We start from the raw sequence: 18,619 nt of genomic DNA on the forward strand, positions 1-18,619 counted from the left end.
CCAGCCCGACACCGCGGGGAATAGCCACCTGCACACCCTTGAACCGGTGCTTTAGTGCGATCGGCCAGCCTCCCGCTACGCTTGATCCATGGCAATTTCCCTCGCGGCGCTGCTGGCCGTGCAGTCCCTGGGACTCAAGAAATCCAGCCTGGCGGAGACCACTTCACACCAGGACATCCGCTGGGTTGCGGTCACCGAACTGGAGGACCCGCAGCGCTTCCTCAACGGCGGCGAACTCGTGCTGACCACCGGGCTTCGGATGAAAAGTGCGCCCGAACAGCGCCGCTTTGTGCGCCAGGTCCAGCGCGCCGGCGCCGTCGGCATCGGTTTCGGCGTGGGCCTCTCGCACGACGCCGTTCCACCGGCTTTGGTCGCGGAAGCGAACCGGTGGGGGCTGCCGGTGGTCGAAGTGCCCTATGGCACCCCGTTCATCGCCATCAGCAAGCTCGTGGCCGACGCGCAGTCCGCGGACCACTATTCGAAGCTCGAGCGGCTCATCGCCGGGCACCAGATCCTGGCCCGCGCCCTGCTGACCGGCGGCGGGCTGGCCGAACTCCTGCGGCACCTCGGCGGCATGCTCCGCACGGAGATCGCGCTCACCCAGTTCACCGCCCAGCTGTACAACAGCGGAAGCGAGCCGCCCACTGCGGGCTCCTGGACCACATACCCCATCCCCACGGGCCGCCGCGATGCCTGCACCCTCTGGGTGAAGCAGCCGTTCGAGGACTCCGGCATCATCGGCTACGCGCAGAATCTCATCAGCGTGGAACTCAACAACATGGTCAAACAGCGCCAGGCCGAGCGGGCGCTCTGCGGGCAGGTGCTCGAGGACGTCATCCACGGAACCCTGGACCCCAGCGAGGCCCAGCGCCGCCTCGCCGGCACGGGCATCAACAGCACGCGCAAAAACGTGGTGATTCTGGCCGGTTCCGAGGCGCACCACAAGCAGCTGGTCAGCTCCTCACTGCCGCAGGCGCTGGAGGACGCGGTGACCGCCGTCGTAGGAAAGGACCTGGTGACGGTGGTGGCCGACGACGGACGCGGCGCCACCGCAATGGCCAGGAGCCTCAGCGACCACCTCGCCGAGGCCGGCATCCACGCCACCATCGGCATCGGCGGCGCGTACACCAAGCCGAACGGACTGCGCTGGAGCTACTTCGAGGCGCGCGACGCCGCCAGTCACGGGCTGCCGGTGAATGAGCCCGAACGGCTCAGCCTGACCTCCCTGCTCCTGGCCAGTGAGGACGTGCCGCTGGCGGACATGGCCAACGAATCGCTGGATCCGCTCCGGAGCTTCGACGCCGCCCACGGCGCCGAACTGATGGCCACGCTGGAGAGCTACCTGAACAACAACGGCTCCGTCGCAGCCGTCGCAGAGGCGCTCACCCTGCACCGGAACACGGTCCGCTACCGGCTGGCGCAGATCACCGAGCTCACTGGGTACGACCCCTCCGTCACCGCCGACCGGGTGCAGCTATGGCTCGCCCTGGCGGTGGCCCGGCTCGGGGCGCGGCACGCCGGCTGAGCCGGTTCCGTCACAGGGGTCCGCGGGCGAAGCCATCCAGCCGGCCTGCGAGTTCAACCGGGTTGCTCAGGGCGACCAGGTGTCCGCCCGGGATTTCGTCAATCCCCAGGCCAAGCCGGGTCCGGACCACGCCCCGTTGAAAGTCCAAAGGGAAAAAGCGGTCATCCCGGCCAACCAGGACCCTGGTGGGCACGTCGGGCCAGCGGTCGATCTCGCAGGGCTGCCCGAAGGGCGTGTCGGATGGAGCGCGCTGCTCGCCGGCGCCCGCGGCGATTACCTCCGGGGGAACGTCGTGCAGGAAGTGCACGCGCTCATCGAAATCGCCGGTGCGTCCATTCAGCCTGTCATTGAGCTCACGGGCCTGGGGCTGGCCGGTGGCCTCCCACCACTCGCCGGGCGTCTCACCCGGAAGAGGAACCATCGGATTGAGCAGGACGATTAGCTCCACTGGCACCCGCCCCGCGACGACCGGGACCGTGAAGGCGCCAAGGGATTGGCCCACGAGCACCACATCGCGATGATCACCGATAGCCGCGACGACGATGTCGGCGTAGTCCTGCAGTCCCAGACGGGGATCGTCCTCGCGGATATCGACCGCAATGGCCTGGTGCCCCAGCCGTTCCAGCTCCGGAACCAGCCGGTGCCAGTACCAGCCCGCTCCCCCGGCGCCCGGGACAAGAACGAAGGTGCTCACGTGCCCTCCTGCCTCTCCCACGTGGCGCTGAAGCGCCTCGCCGAGTCCGGGCGCGGCGTCGATCACGGTTTCCTTGCGCCGGCCGGTCAGCGGGTTCGCCGTGAACATCACCCCGGCCACGCCGGCGTCCACCTTTTCCTGACAACGACGGCGACGCCGACCGAACGCTGGTCAATCCCGTGATCTGCGCGGTAGGCCACGGCCCGGTCCGTCCACAGGGAGGCCCAGCAGCGGCGGACCGCATCCAACAGCGCGTCGGGGCCGACGACATTGAGGTACGTGTCCAGCTGGCCGGCGAAGCTGGCTTCGGGGAGATCCTCGGCGGGTGGCGGAGGAACGCACGGCCACCGGGGTGCTCCCGCCCAGATCGGCGTAGGCGGCAAGGATGGCTTCGACGATGTCCCCGGGCAAGGAAGCCGACGCCAGCCTGCTGCGGGTCTGCTCCGCCGGCTCGGACGGTTCCACTCCTGCCGCGGCCGCTACCCGCCGGTAGGCGGCGGTGGTGACGCAGAAGCCACGCGGAGCCGGCAATCCGGCGGCCAGGAGCACACCGAGGTTGGCAGCCTTGCCGCCCACCTCAGGCACCATGTCCGCGTCCACGTGGGGCCAGGCTGATGACTGTGTTCCCCGGGCGCGCTGCATGCCGGTCTGCGTGCTCATCCACTGGCCGCCCCGCTATCCCACGCCGCGCCGAATTGCCTTCCGGGACTTCCGGTGCGCCTTGCGGTACTTGGCTTCGGCCTTGGCGGCGCTCTTCTGTTCCCGCTTCAGGAGCGAGCCGTAGGCCGCGTCCACCGGCTCCGGCAGGTCGGGGCCGCCGGCGAGCTTCCCCAGGAAAATCCGCGCCATCACACTGTCGTGGTGGTCGCCGAGGATCTTCTGCTGCTTGTGCGCGGCCTTGGCGAGCCTCGTGGCGCGCTTGCCGAAGACGGGATCGACGGTCTCGGCGGCGTGCCTCAGCCGCTTGGCGTCCTTCCGCACCTGGTGCAGCGCCGTTTCGTGTGCCGTGGCATCTTTGAGTTCCATGCCAGGCTTTTCGCCGGCGCCGTCCTTGACCCGCAGAGCCGACTTGTGGGCGCGGCGCAGCCGTTTGGCCGACCTGCCCACCAGTTTGCGGGCGGCCTTGCGCGCGGGTGCCGAAGCCGCCGGGCGGACGGGCGGGTGGTCACGGAAGTCTTCGAGGTCGCCGAGGAGGCGGAAGTAGCGGTCGGTCAGGAGCACCTCCTGCGCCTTGCGGTAACCGGCGTCCAGCCTGGCGCCCAGCTCCCGCTCGATCCGCCGTCTCACGTCGTCGGCCGCCTCCCCCGGCGGTAGCTTGCCGGTGTGGGCCCGCAGCCGGTTTTGCATGACTTCGGCGTCGCGGGGCGTGCCGAGGATCCGTCCCAGCCACTTGAGCTCGTCGCGCAGCCTGCCCACGGCGCCCAGGCCGTAGAGCTTCCGGTAAACCGCCAGGGCCGACCGCACGCGGCGCGTGGCCGAGCGCATCGCGTGGACCGCATCGGGTTCCTCCAGCCGCACCCGGGCGTCGTTGGCCAGGATTTCGCTGATCTGCCCGGCCAGGTACGCGCTTACGACGGCGGACGCCGGCCACTTCTTGCCGGGCTTCCTGCCGCCGGGCTGTTTTGCCCCGCCTTCAGTTGTGGCCGTTCCTTCAGTTTCGGCAGTGCCTTCAGTTTCAGCAGTGACGGGGGCTTTCGGCGCCGCCGGCCCCAGTGCGCGCCGCAGCTTGGACTCGTGCGCTGACGGCCGACCACCGGCCCCGGCCAGGACCGCTGCGGCTGCCTTGAACACCCCCGGCTGGCCGTGAACCAGCTCGAGTTCCCATTCGCGCCACTGCTGCTTCCCGCCCGCCCCCTGCAGAAGTTCCGCTTCCACGGTGTCATCGGCAAAGTCGGCGAGGTGCACGCCGTCGACCCCATAGAGTGCATGGGTGGTGCGCCGGGTATTCAGGCGGGCCACAGGCACGGGATCGGCTCCGCGAAGGAAGGCGTGAAGGTGGGCCAGCAGTTTCTCGGGAACGACGTCGGCCTGGCCCAGCGGGGCGTGGATCTCCCGGCGGGGTCCCGGCCATTCCTCCGGCGCGGACCCGCTCCCGGCCGCAGCCAGGGCATCTGGTGGCAGCTTTACGTGCCAGCCGGCGTCGGCTCCGCCGCTCCTGCGCCGCAAGGTGATGCGGCGGGAGGCGAGAACCAGGTCCTCGGTGTCGAAGTAGACGGCTTCAAGTTCAGCATCGTGCGGTTCACCCACGCCGCCCACGCCGGGGATGGCGGCCAGGTCGGGCAACACCGCGCCGGCGTCGACGTCGTACTTTTTCTCGGTCTCAAGGCCTTCGGCAGTCATGGCTGGGCGGCGTCCTTTCCCGTTGCCGGGTTGCTGCGCTCAAAGCGCCTGCTGGCCTGAGTCTATGCCGGGGCCGGGGTGCCCGCGAGAGTTTCCCCACAAAGTTCTAGACATCAAACGTCAAACGTCTAACGTTAAGGAATGGCGACCACTTCCTCAGCACCCCCGACCTCAGCCACGTACCCGACCAAGCCGCGCACCGCCGTCGTCGCCGGCGTCATTGCCCTGGTGCTCATTGGCCTGAACCTGAGGGCCGGCATCACCGGCGCCTCGGCCCTGCTGCACGATTTGCAGCAGGTTCTGGGCTACGGCCCGCTGGTTGCCTCGCTGATCCCCTCCATCCCCACGCTGTGCTTCGCCGTGGCCGGAGCTGCGACGTCGTGGCTGACCGGGAAGCTCGGGGTCGAGAAGGCCATCCTGCTCTCGCTAGGCATGCTGGCAGCCGGACTGCTGGTCCGGGGCATTCCCACCACCGGCATGCTGGTGGTGGGCACGGTGGTGGGGATGTCCGGCCTGGCTGTCTGCAACGTGTCCATGCCGTCCTTCATTCGGGAGCACTTCGCCGCGCGTACATCGCTCATGACGGCCGTCTACACGGTGACCATGACCAGCGGCGCCACCGTCATGGCTGTAGTCGTGGTTCCGCTGTCACAGCTGCTGGGGTCGCCGTCCGCCGGGCTGGGCACCATCGGGATCCTCGCCCTGTCCGCGTTCCTGGGCTTCCTGCCCGTGACACTGCACGCCCACCGAAACTCTGTCCGGAAAGCGGCCGGACCCATCTCCCCGTGGCCGCTGCTGCGCACCAAGACCGGGCTGCTGCTCACCGGCATCTTCACCCTGCAGGCACTGCTCGCCTATGCGCTGCTCAGCTGGTTCCCGTACATGCTCACCACCATGGGCCTCAGCGCGGCGGACAGCGCCCTCATGTTCGGCGTCATGCAGCTGGTCTCGGTCCCTGCCGGCATGACGCTGATCGCCATCGGTTCCCGGCCGCGGATGCTGCGTCCCGCCGTCTACCTGGCCACCCTCACCATGACGGCCGGCATCGCCGCGCTCCTCTTGCTTCCCGTTTCGCTGGCCGTCATCCCGGCGGTGCTGCTGGGCTTCGGCCTGGGCATCTTCCCCCTGGTGATGGTGATCATCAGCCGCAGCGGCCGGAACACCGCCGAGACCACCGCCCTGTCCACGCTGGCTCAGTCCACCGGTTACCTCCTGGCCACCGTCGGCCCGTTCGGCATGGGCCTGCTGCACAGCGCGACGGGAAGTTGGACGCTGCCGCTGGCACTGCTCCTGGTCATCGCCCTGGTTCAGATAGTTGTGGCGCACCTGCTCAGCAGCGGCCGGGCTGGCGGAGTGAGCGCCACCGGCGCCAGCACAGCAGGAACGAGCGCCGCAGGAACCGACGCCGCCGGAATGAAAGAATAGGACGCCATGACCCTGAGCACGTCGCACCGCCCGCCGCTGGCGGACGAAGTCACCGCCAAACTCCGCGAAATGATCCAGACGGGCGAATGGCCGCTGCAGCAGCGCATCCCTTCCGAAACCGAGCTCATGTCCGGGCTGGGCGTGTCCCGCGGGACGCTCCGGGAAGCGGTTAAGGCATTGGCCCACAGCGGGATGCTCGAAGTCCGCCGCGGCGACGGAACTTACGTCCGTGCCACCAGCGAAATCTCCGGAGCCGCCCGGCGGCTCTACAAGGAACACACGGACGAACACGTCCTCGAGGTCCGCGTGGGACTCGACACGCAGGCGGCCCGCCTCGCCGCCCGGCATGCAACGGCCGACGACGTTGCCGCGATGCGCGCGCTGCTCACCGAACGTGGGGACGCCTGGAACGCCGAGGAGTACGCGCGGTGGGCCCGCGCGGACTGGGGCTTTCACGAGCGGGTGGCGCAGGCCTCCGGCAATCCCCTCCTGCACGAGCTCTATGTCAGCTTCGGCGACGTGTTCCACGCCGATCTGCTGAAGCAGCACCGGCGCCCCGGCTTCAACGGCCTGCCGCAGGCCGGCCACGGGGACCTCGTCGACGCCATCGAAGCACACGACGGCGATGCCGCCGTGGCCAGCGTGCACCGGAACCTCAACTCCTGCGCGGAGTGGCTGCGGGAGTAACGGGCTTTCGCCTCAACCGGAAACGTCAGTAGGCTTACTAATCAAGCCAGTCGACTGATTGACCTGATGAGTAGGAGTTCCCGTGGCCCGAACAGCCCGCCTGTCCGAGCAAGATTCAGCCCAAGAGCTCGCGTCGGGTCCGCTCACGCCCCGAAACGCAGCCCGGCGGCCGGAGCACAAACCGTCCCGGGAGCTGTGGTCCGACAACCTCGGCAGAGTGGGTATCCGGTGCGCGCAGATCCTGCTGGTCCTTGCCGTGGCAGCCGTGTCCGCGTACGGCCTCCTGCAGGTGCGGCTGCTGGTCATTCCGGTGCTGATCGCACTGATCCTCGCGGCCGCCATCGGCCCGTTTGTCAACCTGCTGCGGCGCCGCGGACTGCCCGGCGGGATCGCCACGGCCGTGGCATTCGTGGGCCTGCTGCTCCTGCTGGCGGGCGTGGGCACCGTGATCTACTTTTCTGTCCGCAGCCAGTGGGGCGAGCTGGTCCAGCAGGCCTCCGAGGGGCTCAGCGAACTTGAGAAGTTCCTCCTCTCGGGCCCGGTCCCCATTGACCGCGAACAGCTGAACCAGGCCCGGGACGGCGCCGTCCAGTTCGCCGCGAGCAGCCAGGTCCGGTCCGGCGCCATCACCGGCCTGTCCGTGGTCACGGAGTTCCTGGCCGGCGCGAGCCTCATGGTGGTGATCCTCTTCTTCTTCCTCAAGGACGGCGCGAAGATCTGGAATTTCCTCCTGCGGCCCTTCTCCGGGGAGCGGGAAGCCAGGCTGCGGCGCGTGGGCAGGCGGACGCTGGAGGTCCTGGGCGGTTACGTCCGCGGCACGGCCATCGTTGCACTGGTGGACACCGTGGCCATCGGCGCCGCGCTGCTGATCATGCAGGTGCCGCTGGCCATCCCGCTGGCCATCATCGTCTTCATCGGCGCCTTCATTCCGCTCGTCGGGGCAACCGTGGCCGGGATCCTCGCCGCCCTGGTGGCGCTCGTCGCCAACGGGCCGGTCGTGGCGCTGATCGTGGTGGCAGTGGTCATCGCGGTCAACCAGCTCGAAGGCGACCTGCTGCAGCCAATCGTCATGGGCAAGTCGCTGCAGCTCCACGCCCTCGTCATCCTCATGGCCCTGACGGCGGGCACCATCCTGGCAGGCATCATCGGCGCCGTCCTGTCCGTTCCGCTGGCGGCCGTGACGTGGGCGATCATCCAGGTGTGGACCGCCGAGGACCCGCATCTTCAGGACATAAACCCGGATCTTCCGCCCGTGAACAGCCAGCCAGCGTAAGGCACGACGGCGGGACGAGCGCGACGCCGGCCGGGCACCCAAGGTGCCCGGCCGGCGTCGTTCGCGTTAAGGCCCCTTCCCAGCCGCCGTCAGCGCAGGCCCTTGAACACGTTCTTGGGCCGCTGCATTTCGCCGTGCTTGGCGCCCAGGATAATGACCGAGGCGGCGAAGGCGGGAATGGTCCACTGCAGCGCCTTCAGCTGCTTCTGCGCCGACTGCAGCTTCTGCGAAGCTCCCGGCCGGGGTTCGGTGGCACCTTCACCACCCTCGTCGGCCAGCTTGTCCACTTTCTTTCCCAGCACGCCGGCGTACAGGGTAACCGCCGCTCCCGCTAGCGTGACCGCCGTCTTGTAGAGGGTGTCCCGGGCAACGCCCTCCTGCTGCGCGATCCGGTCCTTGTTTTCCAGTGCGATGAACAGGTCCGCCAGCAAGTGCGTGGCGAAGGCGGCCGTCTGCACCGGGGCCCACTTCATCCAGCCGCGGCTCGACAGCCGGGTCCGTTCGGCCGGGTCCTTAGCTTCCGCCGTGGCTCCATTGAGGCCAATCGCGCCCATTAGCGAGCCGCCAAACCAGGCCGCTGCCGTCAGGTCATGAACAGACCGCGCCAAAAGATTTCCAGCCATGATGTCCTTCCTAATACGCGAGGTTCAATCCGGAACAGTGGCTGCCGCGGACCTTGCAAACAGGTTCCCGCCAGCCGCACCAAAGACATGGTCCCCATATGGTAAGCACACTTACTAACGTTACGATAGCCCGTAATATCAATGGTTCTGTGCGTAAAATCAACGCCATGGGATCAACAGGAACACTGTTCGGCTGGGCATTCGGCGACTCCGAACGCGAGGACGACCAGTCGTACGTGGACGGGCTGAAGCGTGAGGCCCTTGCGAATGCCACGCAGGCCGCCAGGAGCAAGGGCTTCGATGTCGAGGCTGGCTCGGAAGTATTCACCGTCCTCAGCGCGGGCGAAGCGCTCGTCGACATCGACACGGCACCCGACGACCTCGTGGTGCGCTGCACGGTGAGGCTCGTGGGTGAGGGCTCCGAGAGCGTCCACGCGGAAGGGCCGATGAACGGCTAAAAGTACAACCGCTACCGGAGGGCACCACGGACAACGACTCAACGATCAGCGAGGCGGCCGACGCCGCGGAGGCTGCATCGAACACCAAGGCGCTCGACGTCGTCGCGCGTTCCGGTTTTGCTGTGATGGCCCTGCTGCACATCATCGTGGGCGCCATTGCGATTGCCCTGGCCTTCGGGTATCCCGGCGAGGCCGAACCCACCGGTGCCATCGAACAGCTGGCAGCCAGTCCCTGGGGGCCGGCACTCATGTGGGCCGGCATGATCGGGTGCGCCGGGCTCTCCCTCTGGCAGCTGAGCGAGGCCACCCTCCGGGCCCGCCCCCTGCCCCGCAAGGAACGGATCGGGAAGCTGATCTCCTCGGGCTTCCTTGCGATCGCCTACGGCAGCGTCGGGCTCAGTTTCGGCGGCTTTGCGGTGGGGCTTCGCGGTGACTCCGGCGAGTCCACAAGGGACGTGAGCGCGGCCCTCCTCACCAGTCCCTTTGGCGGCGTGATCCTCAGTGCCCTGGGCCTGACCGTCATTGGCGTGGGCATCTACTTCGTGGTGAAGGGCTTCCGGCGGGGCTTCAAGGAGGAGCTCTTCCACTTCGACGGCACGCGCCGCGGCAAGATCATCGATTCCCTGGGCGTGACTGGACACGTGGCCAAAGGCATCGCGCTGTTCCTGGCCGGCCTGCTCTTCGCCATCGCGGCCGCCAAACACACCCCTGAGGAATCCACCGGCCTCGACGGCAGCCTGAAGGCCCTCCGCGACCACGAGTACGGGCCCTACCTCCTGTTTGCCATCGGCGCAGGCTTCATTTGCTACGGAATCTTCGCCCTGGTCCGGTCAAAGTTCGGCAGGATGTAGTCATGGAAAGGCGACGCATGAGGGGACAATCAAGCACTGGCACGGGAACGCAGGCAGAAGGGGCGACGGAGCGGGCAGCCGAGGTCGCCGGGCGCGGTTTTGCCGCGGTATTCCGGGCCGTCAAGGCAGTGCGCCCCTTCCGCCCCATTCATCCGCGGGGCATCAGCCTGGTTGGGGAACTGACCCTCACCGGTGCCACGGGCCGCACAGCAGCAGGTCTCCCGGGGCGCAGCGGAATCTCCTGGCTCGACGACGCCGGGACGCGGCAGGTGCGCGGGCGGTTTTCCCGCTCGGTCGGGCTCCCTGAGTCGCTGCCGGACATTCTGGGCCTGGCGCTACGGTTGGGTGCCGGTGTCGGCGACTCCGACGACGTCGCCGATGTCCTGTTCGCCTCGACCGGCTGGGGCGTGCCGGCCCGGTTCATGCTGCTGCCCAAGCTGGATGCTGGCACCGCAAAGTTCACCACGCTGATGCCCTACAAGGGTGCCAACGGCCCCGTCCTCCTGGGGCTGCGGACGCTGTCCCTGCCGGCGCGCGCCACAGGCAGGGCGGACACGGACGGAAACTTCAAGGAGTCGCTGGCCACCGGTGATTGGACCCTGGCGTTGTCGTACGCCACCCCGGCTGGCCGGTGGGTGCAGGCCGGCCTGCTGCACCTGAGGGCCGCTCCCGACGGCGGGCGAACGGACGGCGGAGACAGGGCCGGCGGGGACACGGCCATCCGCTTCGATCCGCTGAAGCACCCCCTGCCCGGCGCCGGGACATACGCCTGGGCCCGCCGGCTCCGGGAGCGCTCGTACCGTGCCGCGCGGCGCCCCGCTCCGCGCGTTTCCGGCGACCCTCATCCCGCCGGGCTCAAAGCTGCAGACCGAAGCTCCGCCGCCCGGCGCCAGGGTTCGGCCGACGAAAGGAACACCATGTCAACCGTCACGCAGGTCTTCAATTCACCGGCATCGGCAGTCTGGACAGTGATAGCGGACGGCTGGCTCTATTCCGGCTGGGTGGTCGGAGCCTCGAGAATCCGCTCCGTGGACGCGCGCTGGCCGGAGGTCGGTGCCCTGCTCCACCACTCCGTGGGCGCCTGGCCGCTGCTCCTCAACGATTCCACCAGGGTGACGGCGGCCGAACCGGGCCAGCGGCTGGAGATGATCGCACGTGGCTGGCCAATCGGCGAGGCCAAGGTGATCCTCACCATTGAAGACCTCGGCGAACAGTGCAGGGTCACGATGGCCGAGGACGCGGTCCGCGGCCCGGGCTTGGCGGTTCCCAAGGCGCTGCGCGACCCGATCATCACGGTGCGCAACCGGGAAACGCTCCAGCGCCTCGAGCTCATGGCCGCCGGCGGCGCGGGAGCTTAAACCAACGGGGAGCCGGCGGCGCGGGAGCTTAAACCAACGGGGGCCACTTCGCGCCCAATATTCCATCTGGAACGGGCGCGAAGTCCCCACCCGCACCCTAGCCTCGCAAGCTCGGCCAGGGAACCCTGCGGGTGTGGCCCCCGTCTCCGTCAGAGGTTAGACGCTGGCGGCGATCCCGTCGCGGGAGATGGAGACCATGTCCTCGCGCGGCACCACCTTGATGCGCTCACGCACAACCTCAACGCCGTGGGAGCCGCCGGCGGCGGTGGCCTCGGCGCCGAGGGCGAGTTCGTGGGCGTCCAGTGCCAGCCAGCCTTCCCAGGTGGTGTATTCCACGCCCCGGCTTTCGAGCAGGTCGACGACGGCGCTGGCAGCGGGCGCCTCGGCAACCGGCAGGTTCTCGCGGTCTTCCAGCAGGAAGGTCACGGTCTCCAGGGCATCGCCCTTGGTGTGGCCGATCAGGCCCACCGGTCCGCGCTTGATCCAGCCGGTGGCGTAGATGCCGGGGACGTGCTCGCCGGAGGCGTCCAGGACGCGGCCGCCGGCGTTCGGGACGACGCCCTTCTTGTGGTCGAACTCGATCTCCGGCAGGGCCGAACCGAAATAGCCGATGGCGCGGTAGACGGCCTGGACCGGGTAGTCGATGTACTCGCCGGTGCCACGGGCGTTGCCCGTGCCGTCCAGTTCGGTGCGCTCAAACTTAATGCCGCTGACACGCCCGGGGTTCTCGGCGTCGTCGTAAATTTCGACCGGGCTGTGCAGGAAGTGCAGGTGCAGGCGGCGGGAGGCCTTGAGCTCGGAGACGTCCTCGGGCTGCTCGGCGATCCAGTTGGTGAGCGTGCCCACCATGGTTTTGATCTGATTGTTGCTCTGGATCTGCCGGTCCGATTCCTCGTCGAACTCGAAGTCCTCCGGGTACAGGATGATGTCCACGTCCTTGGAGTGGGACAGTTCGCGGAGCTCCAGCGGGGTGAACTTGACCTGGGCTGGGCCGCGGCGGCCGAAGACATGGACGTCGGTGACGGGCGATGCCTTCAGGCCGGCGTAGACGTTGTCCGGGATCTCGGAGACCAGCAGGTCGTCGGCGTGCTTGGAGAGGACGCGGGCCACGTCGAGGGCGACGTTGCCGTTGCCGATCACGGCGATTTCCTTGGCGTCCAGCGGCCATTCGCGGGAAACGTCCGGGTGGCCGTCGTACCAGGAGACGAAGTCCGCGCCGCCGAAGGAGCCCTCGAGTTCGATGCCCGGGATGTTCAGGTCGGCGTCCTTGATGGCGCCGGTGGCGAAGATGACGGCGTCATAGTGCGCGCGCAGGTCCTCGATGGAGAGGTCCGTGCCGTAGTCGACGTTTCCGAAGAAGCGGATGTCGCCGCGGTCCAGGACCTTGTGCAGGGCGTTGACGATGCCCTTGATGCGCGGGTGGTCCGGGGCCACGCCGTAGCGGATCAGGCCGTAGGGTGCCGGGTAGCGGTCAAAGAGGTCGATGCTCACGGTCAGCTCGCCGCTCTTGACGGCCTCGCTCTTGGTGAGGATGTCCGCTGCGTAGACGCCGGCCGGGCCGGATCCGATGACGGCCACGCGCAACGGGCGGGCGGCGGTTCCTACGGTGGTGCTGGTTGACACGGCTGTGTTCCTTTTCTTCTGCATCGGTTGCTCCGTAGACGCCCTTTTGAACCTTCATAAGGGCAGTTATGGAGCAATCGATGGGTTTCAGGGGGTGAGAACGCGGGTGGTGCTGGTGCGGGGCTTGTTGGGGCTGGTGGTGCTGTAGTCAGCGGTTTTGAAGTGCGACGGCGCGAAGGGGCTGACGCGGACAACGTCACCGATGACGATCACTGCTGGATTGGCGACGCCGGCGGCCTCAGCCTGGTCGGCTATGGTGCCGAGGGTGCCGATGGTGACGCGCTGGTCCGGCAGGTAGCCGTTTTCAACAATACCAACTGGTGTGTCATCGGGCAGGCCGGCGTTGCCGAGGGCGGACGCGGATTCGCGCAGCTGGCCCACGCCCATGAGGAGCACCACGGTGTGGTCGGCGCGGGCCGGGATCTCGGACAGTTCCTCGTGGCCGGTGACAACGCTGAAGCCCTTGGCCAGGCCGCGGTGCGTGACCGGGATACCGGCGGCCGCGGGGACGGAGATCGCGGATGTCACACCGGAAACCACTTCCACCTCGACGCCGTGCTGGCGGCAGAATTCTGCTTCCTCGCCGCCGCGGCCCAGGACGTAGGGGTCGCCGCCTTTGAGGCGCACCACGCGGTGGCCTTGCAGCGCCTCCTCGACCAAGATTCGGTTGATCTCGGCCTGGGGCACGGGGTGGTGGCCGGGGGTCTTGCCGACCTCGATGACGCGGACATCCGGCGCGAGTTCGTTGAGCAGTTCACGCGGACCGAGTCGGTCGGCGACGACAACGTCGGCCTGGCCCAGCAGCCGGCGGCCGCGGACGGTGATGAGGCCGGTGTCGCCGGGGCCGCCGCCGACGAGGGCTACCGATCCCCGGTGGGCGCGCCGGCGGCGCAGCGGCAGGTCGCCGGACTCCAGGGCGGTGGCGACTGCGTCGCGCAGGGCCATGGCACGGCGAGGGTCTCCCCCGGCATTGACGGCGATCTTGACGTCGTCCACCACGGCGACGGCGGGCGTCCAGGCGGCGGAGGACTCATGGTCGGAGGCATTGACGCACCAGACGCGCTGCGCCTCGGCGTCGCCCGCTACGCGGGTGTCGACGGCGGGATCGCCGGTGGCGGTCTGGACGAACCAGACGCCGTCGACGTCGTCGGAGCGGTAGGTGCGGGGCTGCCAGATGAGCAGGCCGGCGTCGGCGAGTTCGCGGAGCGCGGCGGTGGCCTCGGGGGCTACCACGGTGACGCGGGCACCGGCGTCGAGCAGGCCCTTCGCGCGGCGCGCAGCAACGCGTCCGCCGCCCACTACCAGCACGGGGCGGCCAAGGAGGCGCAACGCCGTGGGGTAAATGTCCTGAATTGCCATGGATCAACGGTAGGGCCGCGTCACATTCCCCAACAACGCAACGGAAACACCAGTTCACGCAAGGTAACGCTGCGTCACATTAGTTTCTCCCAAGGTTTAAGCCCTGCGCGTGCATTCGGGACGAAGAATGTCTGTGGCCAGCCCTACAATAACTGGGATCGGGATCGCCGATCGGTCTCAACATGGGGGAAGGGGACTAGTTGTCTCTGCACGAAAACGTCCATCCGCGGACGCGCCCTGGTCTTCTGACCAGGAGCATTGCCACAGCCGGCAGCATCGCGTTGCTTGCCGGACTTCTGATGGCTCCGGCAGCCCAGGCGCTGCCGATGGAAACAGGCACTGTCACGGAGCCCGCACCGGCTCCGGTTGAGCCGGTACCGGTAGACCCGGCACCGGCCGACCCGGCTCCGGCAGGAGAGCCGTCAGCCGAGGCCACGCCGACGGAAACCGCACCCGCCGACGCCGCGCCGGTGGAAACCGCACCCGCCGAGGTGCTTCCCGCGGAAGTTGTGCCCACGGAGGTGACACCAGCCGCACCGGAAAACATCAGCTTGCCGGTAATCGAAGGGGATCCCGTCGTAGACGGCAACCTCACCTCCACGGGCGGTCAGTGGAGCGGCGCCGGCTGGATCCAATACACCTGGATCATCGACGGGGTTCCCGTCCAGACCGCCGGTCACGTGGTTGGCGAAGCTGATGTCCTCAAAATCATCCCCGCCATGGCCGGCAAGAGCGTCCAGCTCACTGTGACGGCATCATCGGACGCACAGGCCGCCGGAACCGAAGCATCAGCCGTGGCCGTCAGTGTGAGACCGGCGGCCTTCACTGTTGCCTGGAGCAACGCGGTGACCGGCAGGCCCGCAGTCGGGCAGGAACTGCGGTTGAACCCGCTGACCACCCAGGGAACCGTGACCTACCAGTGGTTCCGCGGAGCCGTGGCCATCACGTCGGCGACAGCCCCACGCTATACAGTCACCCCTGGCGACGTGGGACAGAAGCTGTGGGCCAAGGTGACCCTGTCTGCCCCGGGCTACTTATCCAAGCAACTCTCGTCCGTTCAGGTCGTAGGTGTCACCGCGACATTCGTGGCAGCACCTGTGCCCACCATTGGCGGAACCGCACGCGTGGGCCAGGTGCAGACGGCGAATGCAGGAGCGTGGGCTCCCGGCGGTGCAGCGCTGTCCTACCAGTGGTACCGGGGAACAACGGCTATCGCAGGAGCCGTCGGCTATAGGTACACCGCGACGGCGGCTGACTACGGCAAGGCCCTCAAGGTGCGGGTGCGGGCAACCAAGGCCGGCTTCGTAACACTGGACCGCTACTCCACTGCCCGCACAATTGGTGCGGGAACAATCGTGGCCACCAAATCTCTCCTCGTGACAGGTGTACACCGGTACGGACAGACGCTTCGCATATCGCAGGGCTGGACGCCCGGAGTCACACTCAAATACCAGTGGTACCGGAACGGCGTGGCGATCCGGGGAGGAACGGCTTCGTCGCTTTACCTCAATCCCGGTTTTATCGGTTCCAGGGTGAACGTGAAGGTCACCGTCTCCAAGGCCGGCTACGCGAGCCGCGCGGCCAGTACCAAGCTCGTCACGGTGGGCAAGGCCGTGATCACGCCAAGAACAGCACCGAAGGTCACCGGAGGCCAGTGGCTAGGGGCGACACTCACGGCGAACCCGGGCACCTACTCGCCGGCACCTTCCGCCTACGGATACCAGTGGTACCGGAATGGCGTGGCAATCTCCGGCGCACGGTACAAGACCTACCGGATAGCCGCCGCAGATAACGGGAAGTCTCTTTCGGTAAGAGTCTGGGCCAGCAAGACCCACTACGACACCCGCGCGGCAGGGAGCCCCGCAGTGAAACTGCCCACTTGGGCGGTGACCGTTCTTCGCGGTGACGGCACTTACAGGGTGGGAACCCAGATCAAGCCGGGCCTGTACAAATCCACTGGCGGATCCTTCTGCTACTGGGCACGTCTTCGCGGGTTCTCGGGAAACGTTAGTGACATCAACGCGAACGACATCGTCTCAGGTGTGACCTACGTGCAGATCCTTCCTGGTGACGTTGGCTTCGAAAGCGATGGTTGTGGAGCGTGGACCACTGTCCCGTCAACTGGGGCAAGGGCTACAAGCATCACCCGGGACGGCACCTACCGGGTGGGGATCGACATCCTGCCGGGAACGTACTACGGATTCGCTTCGGGGGACTTCTGCTACTGGGAAACCTTGAGCGGGTTTACCGGAACGTTTAACGAAATCTATGACAACGACATCCCCTCCGGGTGGATCGTCGTGACCATTCCGTCGTGGGCCAGGGGCTTCTCAGTCCATGGCTGCGGGACATTGACCCGCGGCTAACCTCCGGACAGCAGAAAGCCCGACGGCGATTACCGCCGTCGGGCTTTTCTTATGCCCTCGGAGCGGTTGGTCCGGTACCGCCGCGGGGCACTTTGACGGCAAGAACGGCCAGAATCCTCCTCATCCTCGGCGTGTCCCATGTCTCGGCGTGTCCCATGTCAATGTGCCCCGGTTGGGTCGCGGAGAAGGCACCTCAGGGACAACAGACAGCAGAAAGCCCGACGGCGGGAGTCGCCGTCGGGCTTTCGGGTTCAGTGCGGAGGTCCTTAGCGGGTGCTGCCTGCCAGGAGGCCGCGACGCTGAAGCAGTCGCTTCTCAATCGGCGCGAACACCAGCAGCTCGATCAGGATGCCGACGGCCAGGATCAGGAGGATCGCGGACATCACGATGGTCATATCGGCGAGGTCGCGGCCCTGGTTCAGCATGGAGCCCAGGCCGAAGCCGATGGTGCCGCCCACCGCAATGATTTCTGCGGCCATGAGCGAACGCCACGAGAAGGCCCAGCCCTGCTTGAGGCCGCTGAGGTAGCCGGGAAGTGCTGCAGGGAGGATGATCTGCACGGCCATCTGCAGCCGTGAGGCGCCGAGGACGGTGCCCACGCTGCGGTACTGCGGCGGGATCTGGTCAACACCGGAGATCAGGCCGTTGATGATCGACGGGATCGCGCCCATGAACACCACGAAGTACACGGTGGCGTCGGTAAGTCCGAACCAGATGATGGCGGCCGGCACCCAGGCGACCGATGGGAGAACCTGCAGGCCGGAAATCAGCGGGCCGAACGCCCTGCGCAGCGGCGCCACCTGGGCCAGGAGCAGACCGACCGGCGTGGCGATCGCGACGCTGATCAGGAACCCCAGGAGCCCGCGCTGCAGCGACGTCCAGACGGCCTCCTGCAACGATCCCTCAGCCCATAGCGTGCCGAACTGCTCCAGCACATCCATGGGGCCGGGCACCTGGTCGCGGCGCTTGAGGCCCAGCGAAACGTAGAACTGCCAGATGATGATGAGCACCACGACAGCGGCGACCGGCAGCAGAATGCGGCTCCAGTCGATGCGCGCCTTGCGGACCGCATCCGACTGCAGCGAGTCCAGTCCGGATTCGAGTTCGCGCAGGTCCGCCGAGCCGGTGGAGGACCTGGTCAGCGCCGCGTGCACCTTGGCAGCAGGGCTGGTTGAGCCCTTGGTCTCGCTCCCCACCCCCTCCCCAGGCTCGACCAGCGTTGACTCGGGCTCGCCCAGCATGGGCTCGGGCTCGCCCAGCGGGGACTCGGTCGCCTCGGGCGACTCGGCCACGGGAGATGAATTACTTGGCATGGCGGCGGATCTCCTCTCGCAGCCGGGCGGTGATGACCCCGGTCAGCTGTCCGGCAAGACCGGCGTCGGTACGGTGTTCTTCGGTGACTTCCCATTCCTGCACAACGCGGCCGGGCCGGGAGGACAGCAGCAGGACGCGCTGGCCCAGCCGGACTGCCTCGCGGACGTTGTGGGTCACAAAGACGATGGTGCGTCCGGTTTCCTTCCAGATGCGCTCAAGTTCGTCGTGCAGCAGGTCGCGCGTGATGGCGTCCAGGGCCGCGAACGGCTCATCCATGAGGAGCAGCTGGCGGTCCTGCGCGAGTGAGCGGGCCAGGGCCACACGCTGGCGCATGCCGCCGGACAGTTCGTGCGGCCGGCGGTCCGCGGCCTCGGAAAGATGGACCAGGTCCAGCAGTTCGGCAGCCTTCACCCGCCGCTCGGCCTTGCCGAGACCGCGCAGTTTCAGCGCCAGCTCCACGTTTTCGCGGGCGGTGAGCCACGGAAACAGGGCGGAGTCCTGGAACATGAAGGCGGCGCCGTCGCTGGGCACCTCCAGGGCGCCCGACGTCGGGAGCTCCAGTCCCGCCATGATGTTCAGCAGGGTGGACTTGCCGCAGCCGGACGCACCGAGGAGCGCGACGAACTCGCCCCTGCCGATGGTGGCGTTGACGTCGTCCAGCACCGGGGCGCCTTCGCCGAAGCGCTTGCCCAGGTTTTCCAGTACGACTGGCATGGTCCCGTC

Annotated in this window: 14 protein-coding genes and 1 pseudogene; 8 read left to right on the forward strand and 7 right to left on the reverse strand. The window is 67.7% G+C overall.

Annotated elements, in window-relative coordinates:
* Positions 1 to 88: 88 nt before the first annotated feature.
* Positions 89 to 1,525 (forward strand): PucR family transcriptional regulator, encoded by a 1,437-nt coding sequence (locus QFZ23_RS18405; RefSeq protein WP_306925121.1) that lies wholly within the window; start codon positions 89 to 91, stop codon positions 1,523 to 1,525.
* A gap of 10 nt (positions 1,526 to 1,535) precedes the next feature.
* On the opposite strand, the pseudogene QFZ23_RS23865 reads toward QFZ23_RS18405, so the two are convergent.
* Together QFZ23_RS23865 and QFZ23_RS18425 are read right to left on the reverse strand one after the other, a co-directional pair.
* Positions 1,536 to 2,861, reverse strand: a pseudogene (locus QFZ23_RS23865) (alpha/beta fold hydrolase).
* A gap of 33 nt (positions 2,862 to 2,894) precedes the next feature.
* Positions 2,895 to 4,559, reverse strand: a complete 1,665-nt coding sequence (locus tag QFZ23_RS18425; RefSeq protein ID WP_306925125.1) for a CYTH and CHAD domain-containing protein — start codon at positions 4,557 to 4,559, stop codon at positions 2,895 to 2,897.
* A 141-nt stretch (positions 4,560 to 4,700) separates the two neighbouring features.
* Here QFZ23_RS18425 and QFZ23_RS18430 point away from each other — a divergent pair, with 141 nt between their 5' ends.
* From QFZ23_RS18430 to QFZ23_RS18440, 3 genes are all read left to right on the forward strand, one after another.
* Positions 4,701 to 5,984, forward strand: a complete 1,284-nt coding sequence (locus QFZ23_RS18430; RefSeq protein WP_306925127.1) for an MFS transporter — start codon at positions 4,701 to 4,703, stop codon at positions 5,982 to 5,984.
* Positions 5,985 to 5,990: 6 nt separating this feature from the next.
* Positions 5,991 to 6,671 carry a FadR/GntR family transcriptional regulator gene (locus QFZ23_RS18435; RefSeq protein ID WP_306925129.1) on the forward strand — a complete coding sequence of 227 codons (681 nt, stop codon included), beginning with the start codon at positions 5,991 to 5,993 and terminating at the stop codon, positions 6,669 to 6,671.
* Between the two features lie 82 nt (positions 6,672 to 6,753).
* Complete coding sequence (locus QFZ23_RS18440; protein ID WP_373427899.1) at positions 6,754 to 7,944, forward strand: AI-2E family transporter; 1,191 nt, start codon at positions 6,754 to 6,756, stop codon at positions 7,942 to 7,944.
* An 89-nt stretch (positions 7,945 to 8,033) separates the two neighbouring features.
* Here QFZ23_RS18440 and QFZ23_RS18445 read toward each other — a convergent pair whose 3' ends face one another.
* Positions 8,034 to 8,567, reverse strand: a complete 534-nt coding sequence (locus QFZ23_RS18445) for a hypothetical protein (protein ID WP_306925130.1) — start codon at positions 8,565 to 8,567, stop codon at positions 8,034 to 8,036.
* Positions 8,568 to 8,734: 167 nt separating this feature from the next.
* On the opposite strand from QFZ23_RS18445, the gene QFZ23_RS18450 reads away from it, so the two are divergent.
* The 3 genes from QFZ23_RS18450 to QFZ23_RS18460 all read left to right on the forward strand — a co-directional run bounded on the left by QFZ23_RS18450 (position 8,735) and on the right by QFZ23_RS18460 (position 11,234).
* On the forward strand, positions 8,735 to 9,025 hold the full coding sequence (locus tag QFZ23_RS18450; RefSeq protein ID WP_306925131.1) for a hypothetical protein: 291 nt from the start codon (positions 8,735 to 8,737) through the stop codon (positions 9,023 to 9,025).
* A 125-nt stretch (positions 9,026 to 9,150) separates the two neighbouring features.
* Positions 9,151 to 9,876, forward strand: a complete 726-nt coding sequence (locus QFZ23_RS18455) for a DUF1206 domain-containing protein (RefSeq protein WP_306926930.1) — start codon at positions 9,151 to 9,153, stop codon at positions 9,874 to 9,876.
* 17 nt (positions 9,877 to 9,893) lie between these two features.
* Positions 9,894 to 11,234 carry an SRPBCC family protein gene (locus QFZ23_RS18460; protein WP_306925132.1) on the forward strand — a complete coding sequence of 447 codons (1,341 nt, stop codon included), beginning with the start codon at positions 9,894 to 9,896 and terminating at the stop codon, positions 11,232 to 11,234.
* Between the two features lie 156 nt (positions 11,235 to 11,390).
* On the opposite strand, the gene QFZ23_RS18465 is transcribed toward QFZ23_RS18460, so the two are convergent.
* On the reverse strand, positions 11,391 to 12,857 hold the full coding sequence (locus tag QFZ23_RS18465) for an FAD-dependent oxidoreductase (RefSeq protein ID WP_306925134.1): 1,467 nt from the start codon (positions 12,855 to 12,857) through the stop codon (positions 11,391 to 11,393).
* An 87-nt stretch (positions 12,858 to 12,944) separates the two neighbouring features.
* Positions 12,945 to 14,216 carry a uroporphyrinogen-III C-methyltransferase gene (gene cobA, locus QFZ23_RS18470; RefSeq protein ID WP_306925136.1) on the reverse strand — a complete coding sequence of 424 codons (1,272 nt, stop codon included), beginning with the start codon at positions 14,214 to 14,216 and terminating at the stop codon, positions 12,945 to 12,947.
* A gap of 200 nt (positions 14,217 to 14,416) precedes the next feature.
* Between cobA and QFZ23_RS18475 the strand changes: the two genes are divergently transcribed.
* Positions 14,417 to 16,582, forward strand: coding sequence for a hypothetical protein (locus QFZ23_RS18475; protein WP_306925138.1), 2,166 nt, complete (start codon positions 14,417 to 14,419; stop codon positions 16,580 to 16,582).
* 266 nt (positions 16,583 to 16,848) lie between these two features.
* Here the strand turns inward: QFZ23_RS18475 and QFZ23_RS18480 are convergent, their stop codons facing one another.
* Together QFZ23_RS18480 and QFZ23_RS18485 are read right to left on the reverse strand one after the other, a co-directional pair.
* Positions 16,849 to 17,895: an ABC transporter permease gene (locus QFZ23_RS18480; protein ID WP_306925140.1), complete on the reverse strand. Its 1,047-nt coding sequence runs from the start codon at positions 17,893 to 17,895 to the stop codon at positions 16,849 to 16,851.
* Entirely contained in the window at positions 17,885 to 18,610 is a 726-nt protein-coding gene (locus tag QFZ23_RS18485; RefSeq protein WP_306925142.1) for an ABC transporter ATP-binding protein, read from the reverse strand. Before QFZ23_RS18485 ends, QFZ23_RS18480 begins: the two co-directional genes overlap by 11 nt.
* Between the last annotated feature and the right edge of the window lie 9 nt (positions 18,611 to 18,619).

It is taken from the genome of Arthrobacter globiformis (assembly GCF_030818015.1).
Taxonomy (GTDB): Bacteria; Actinomycetota; Actinomycetes; order Actinomycetales; family Micrococcaceae; genus Arthrobacter; species Arthrobacter globiformis_C.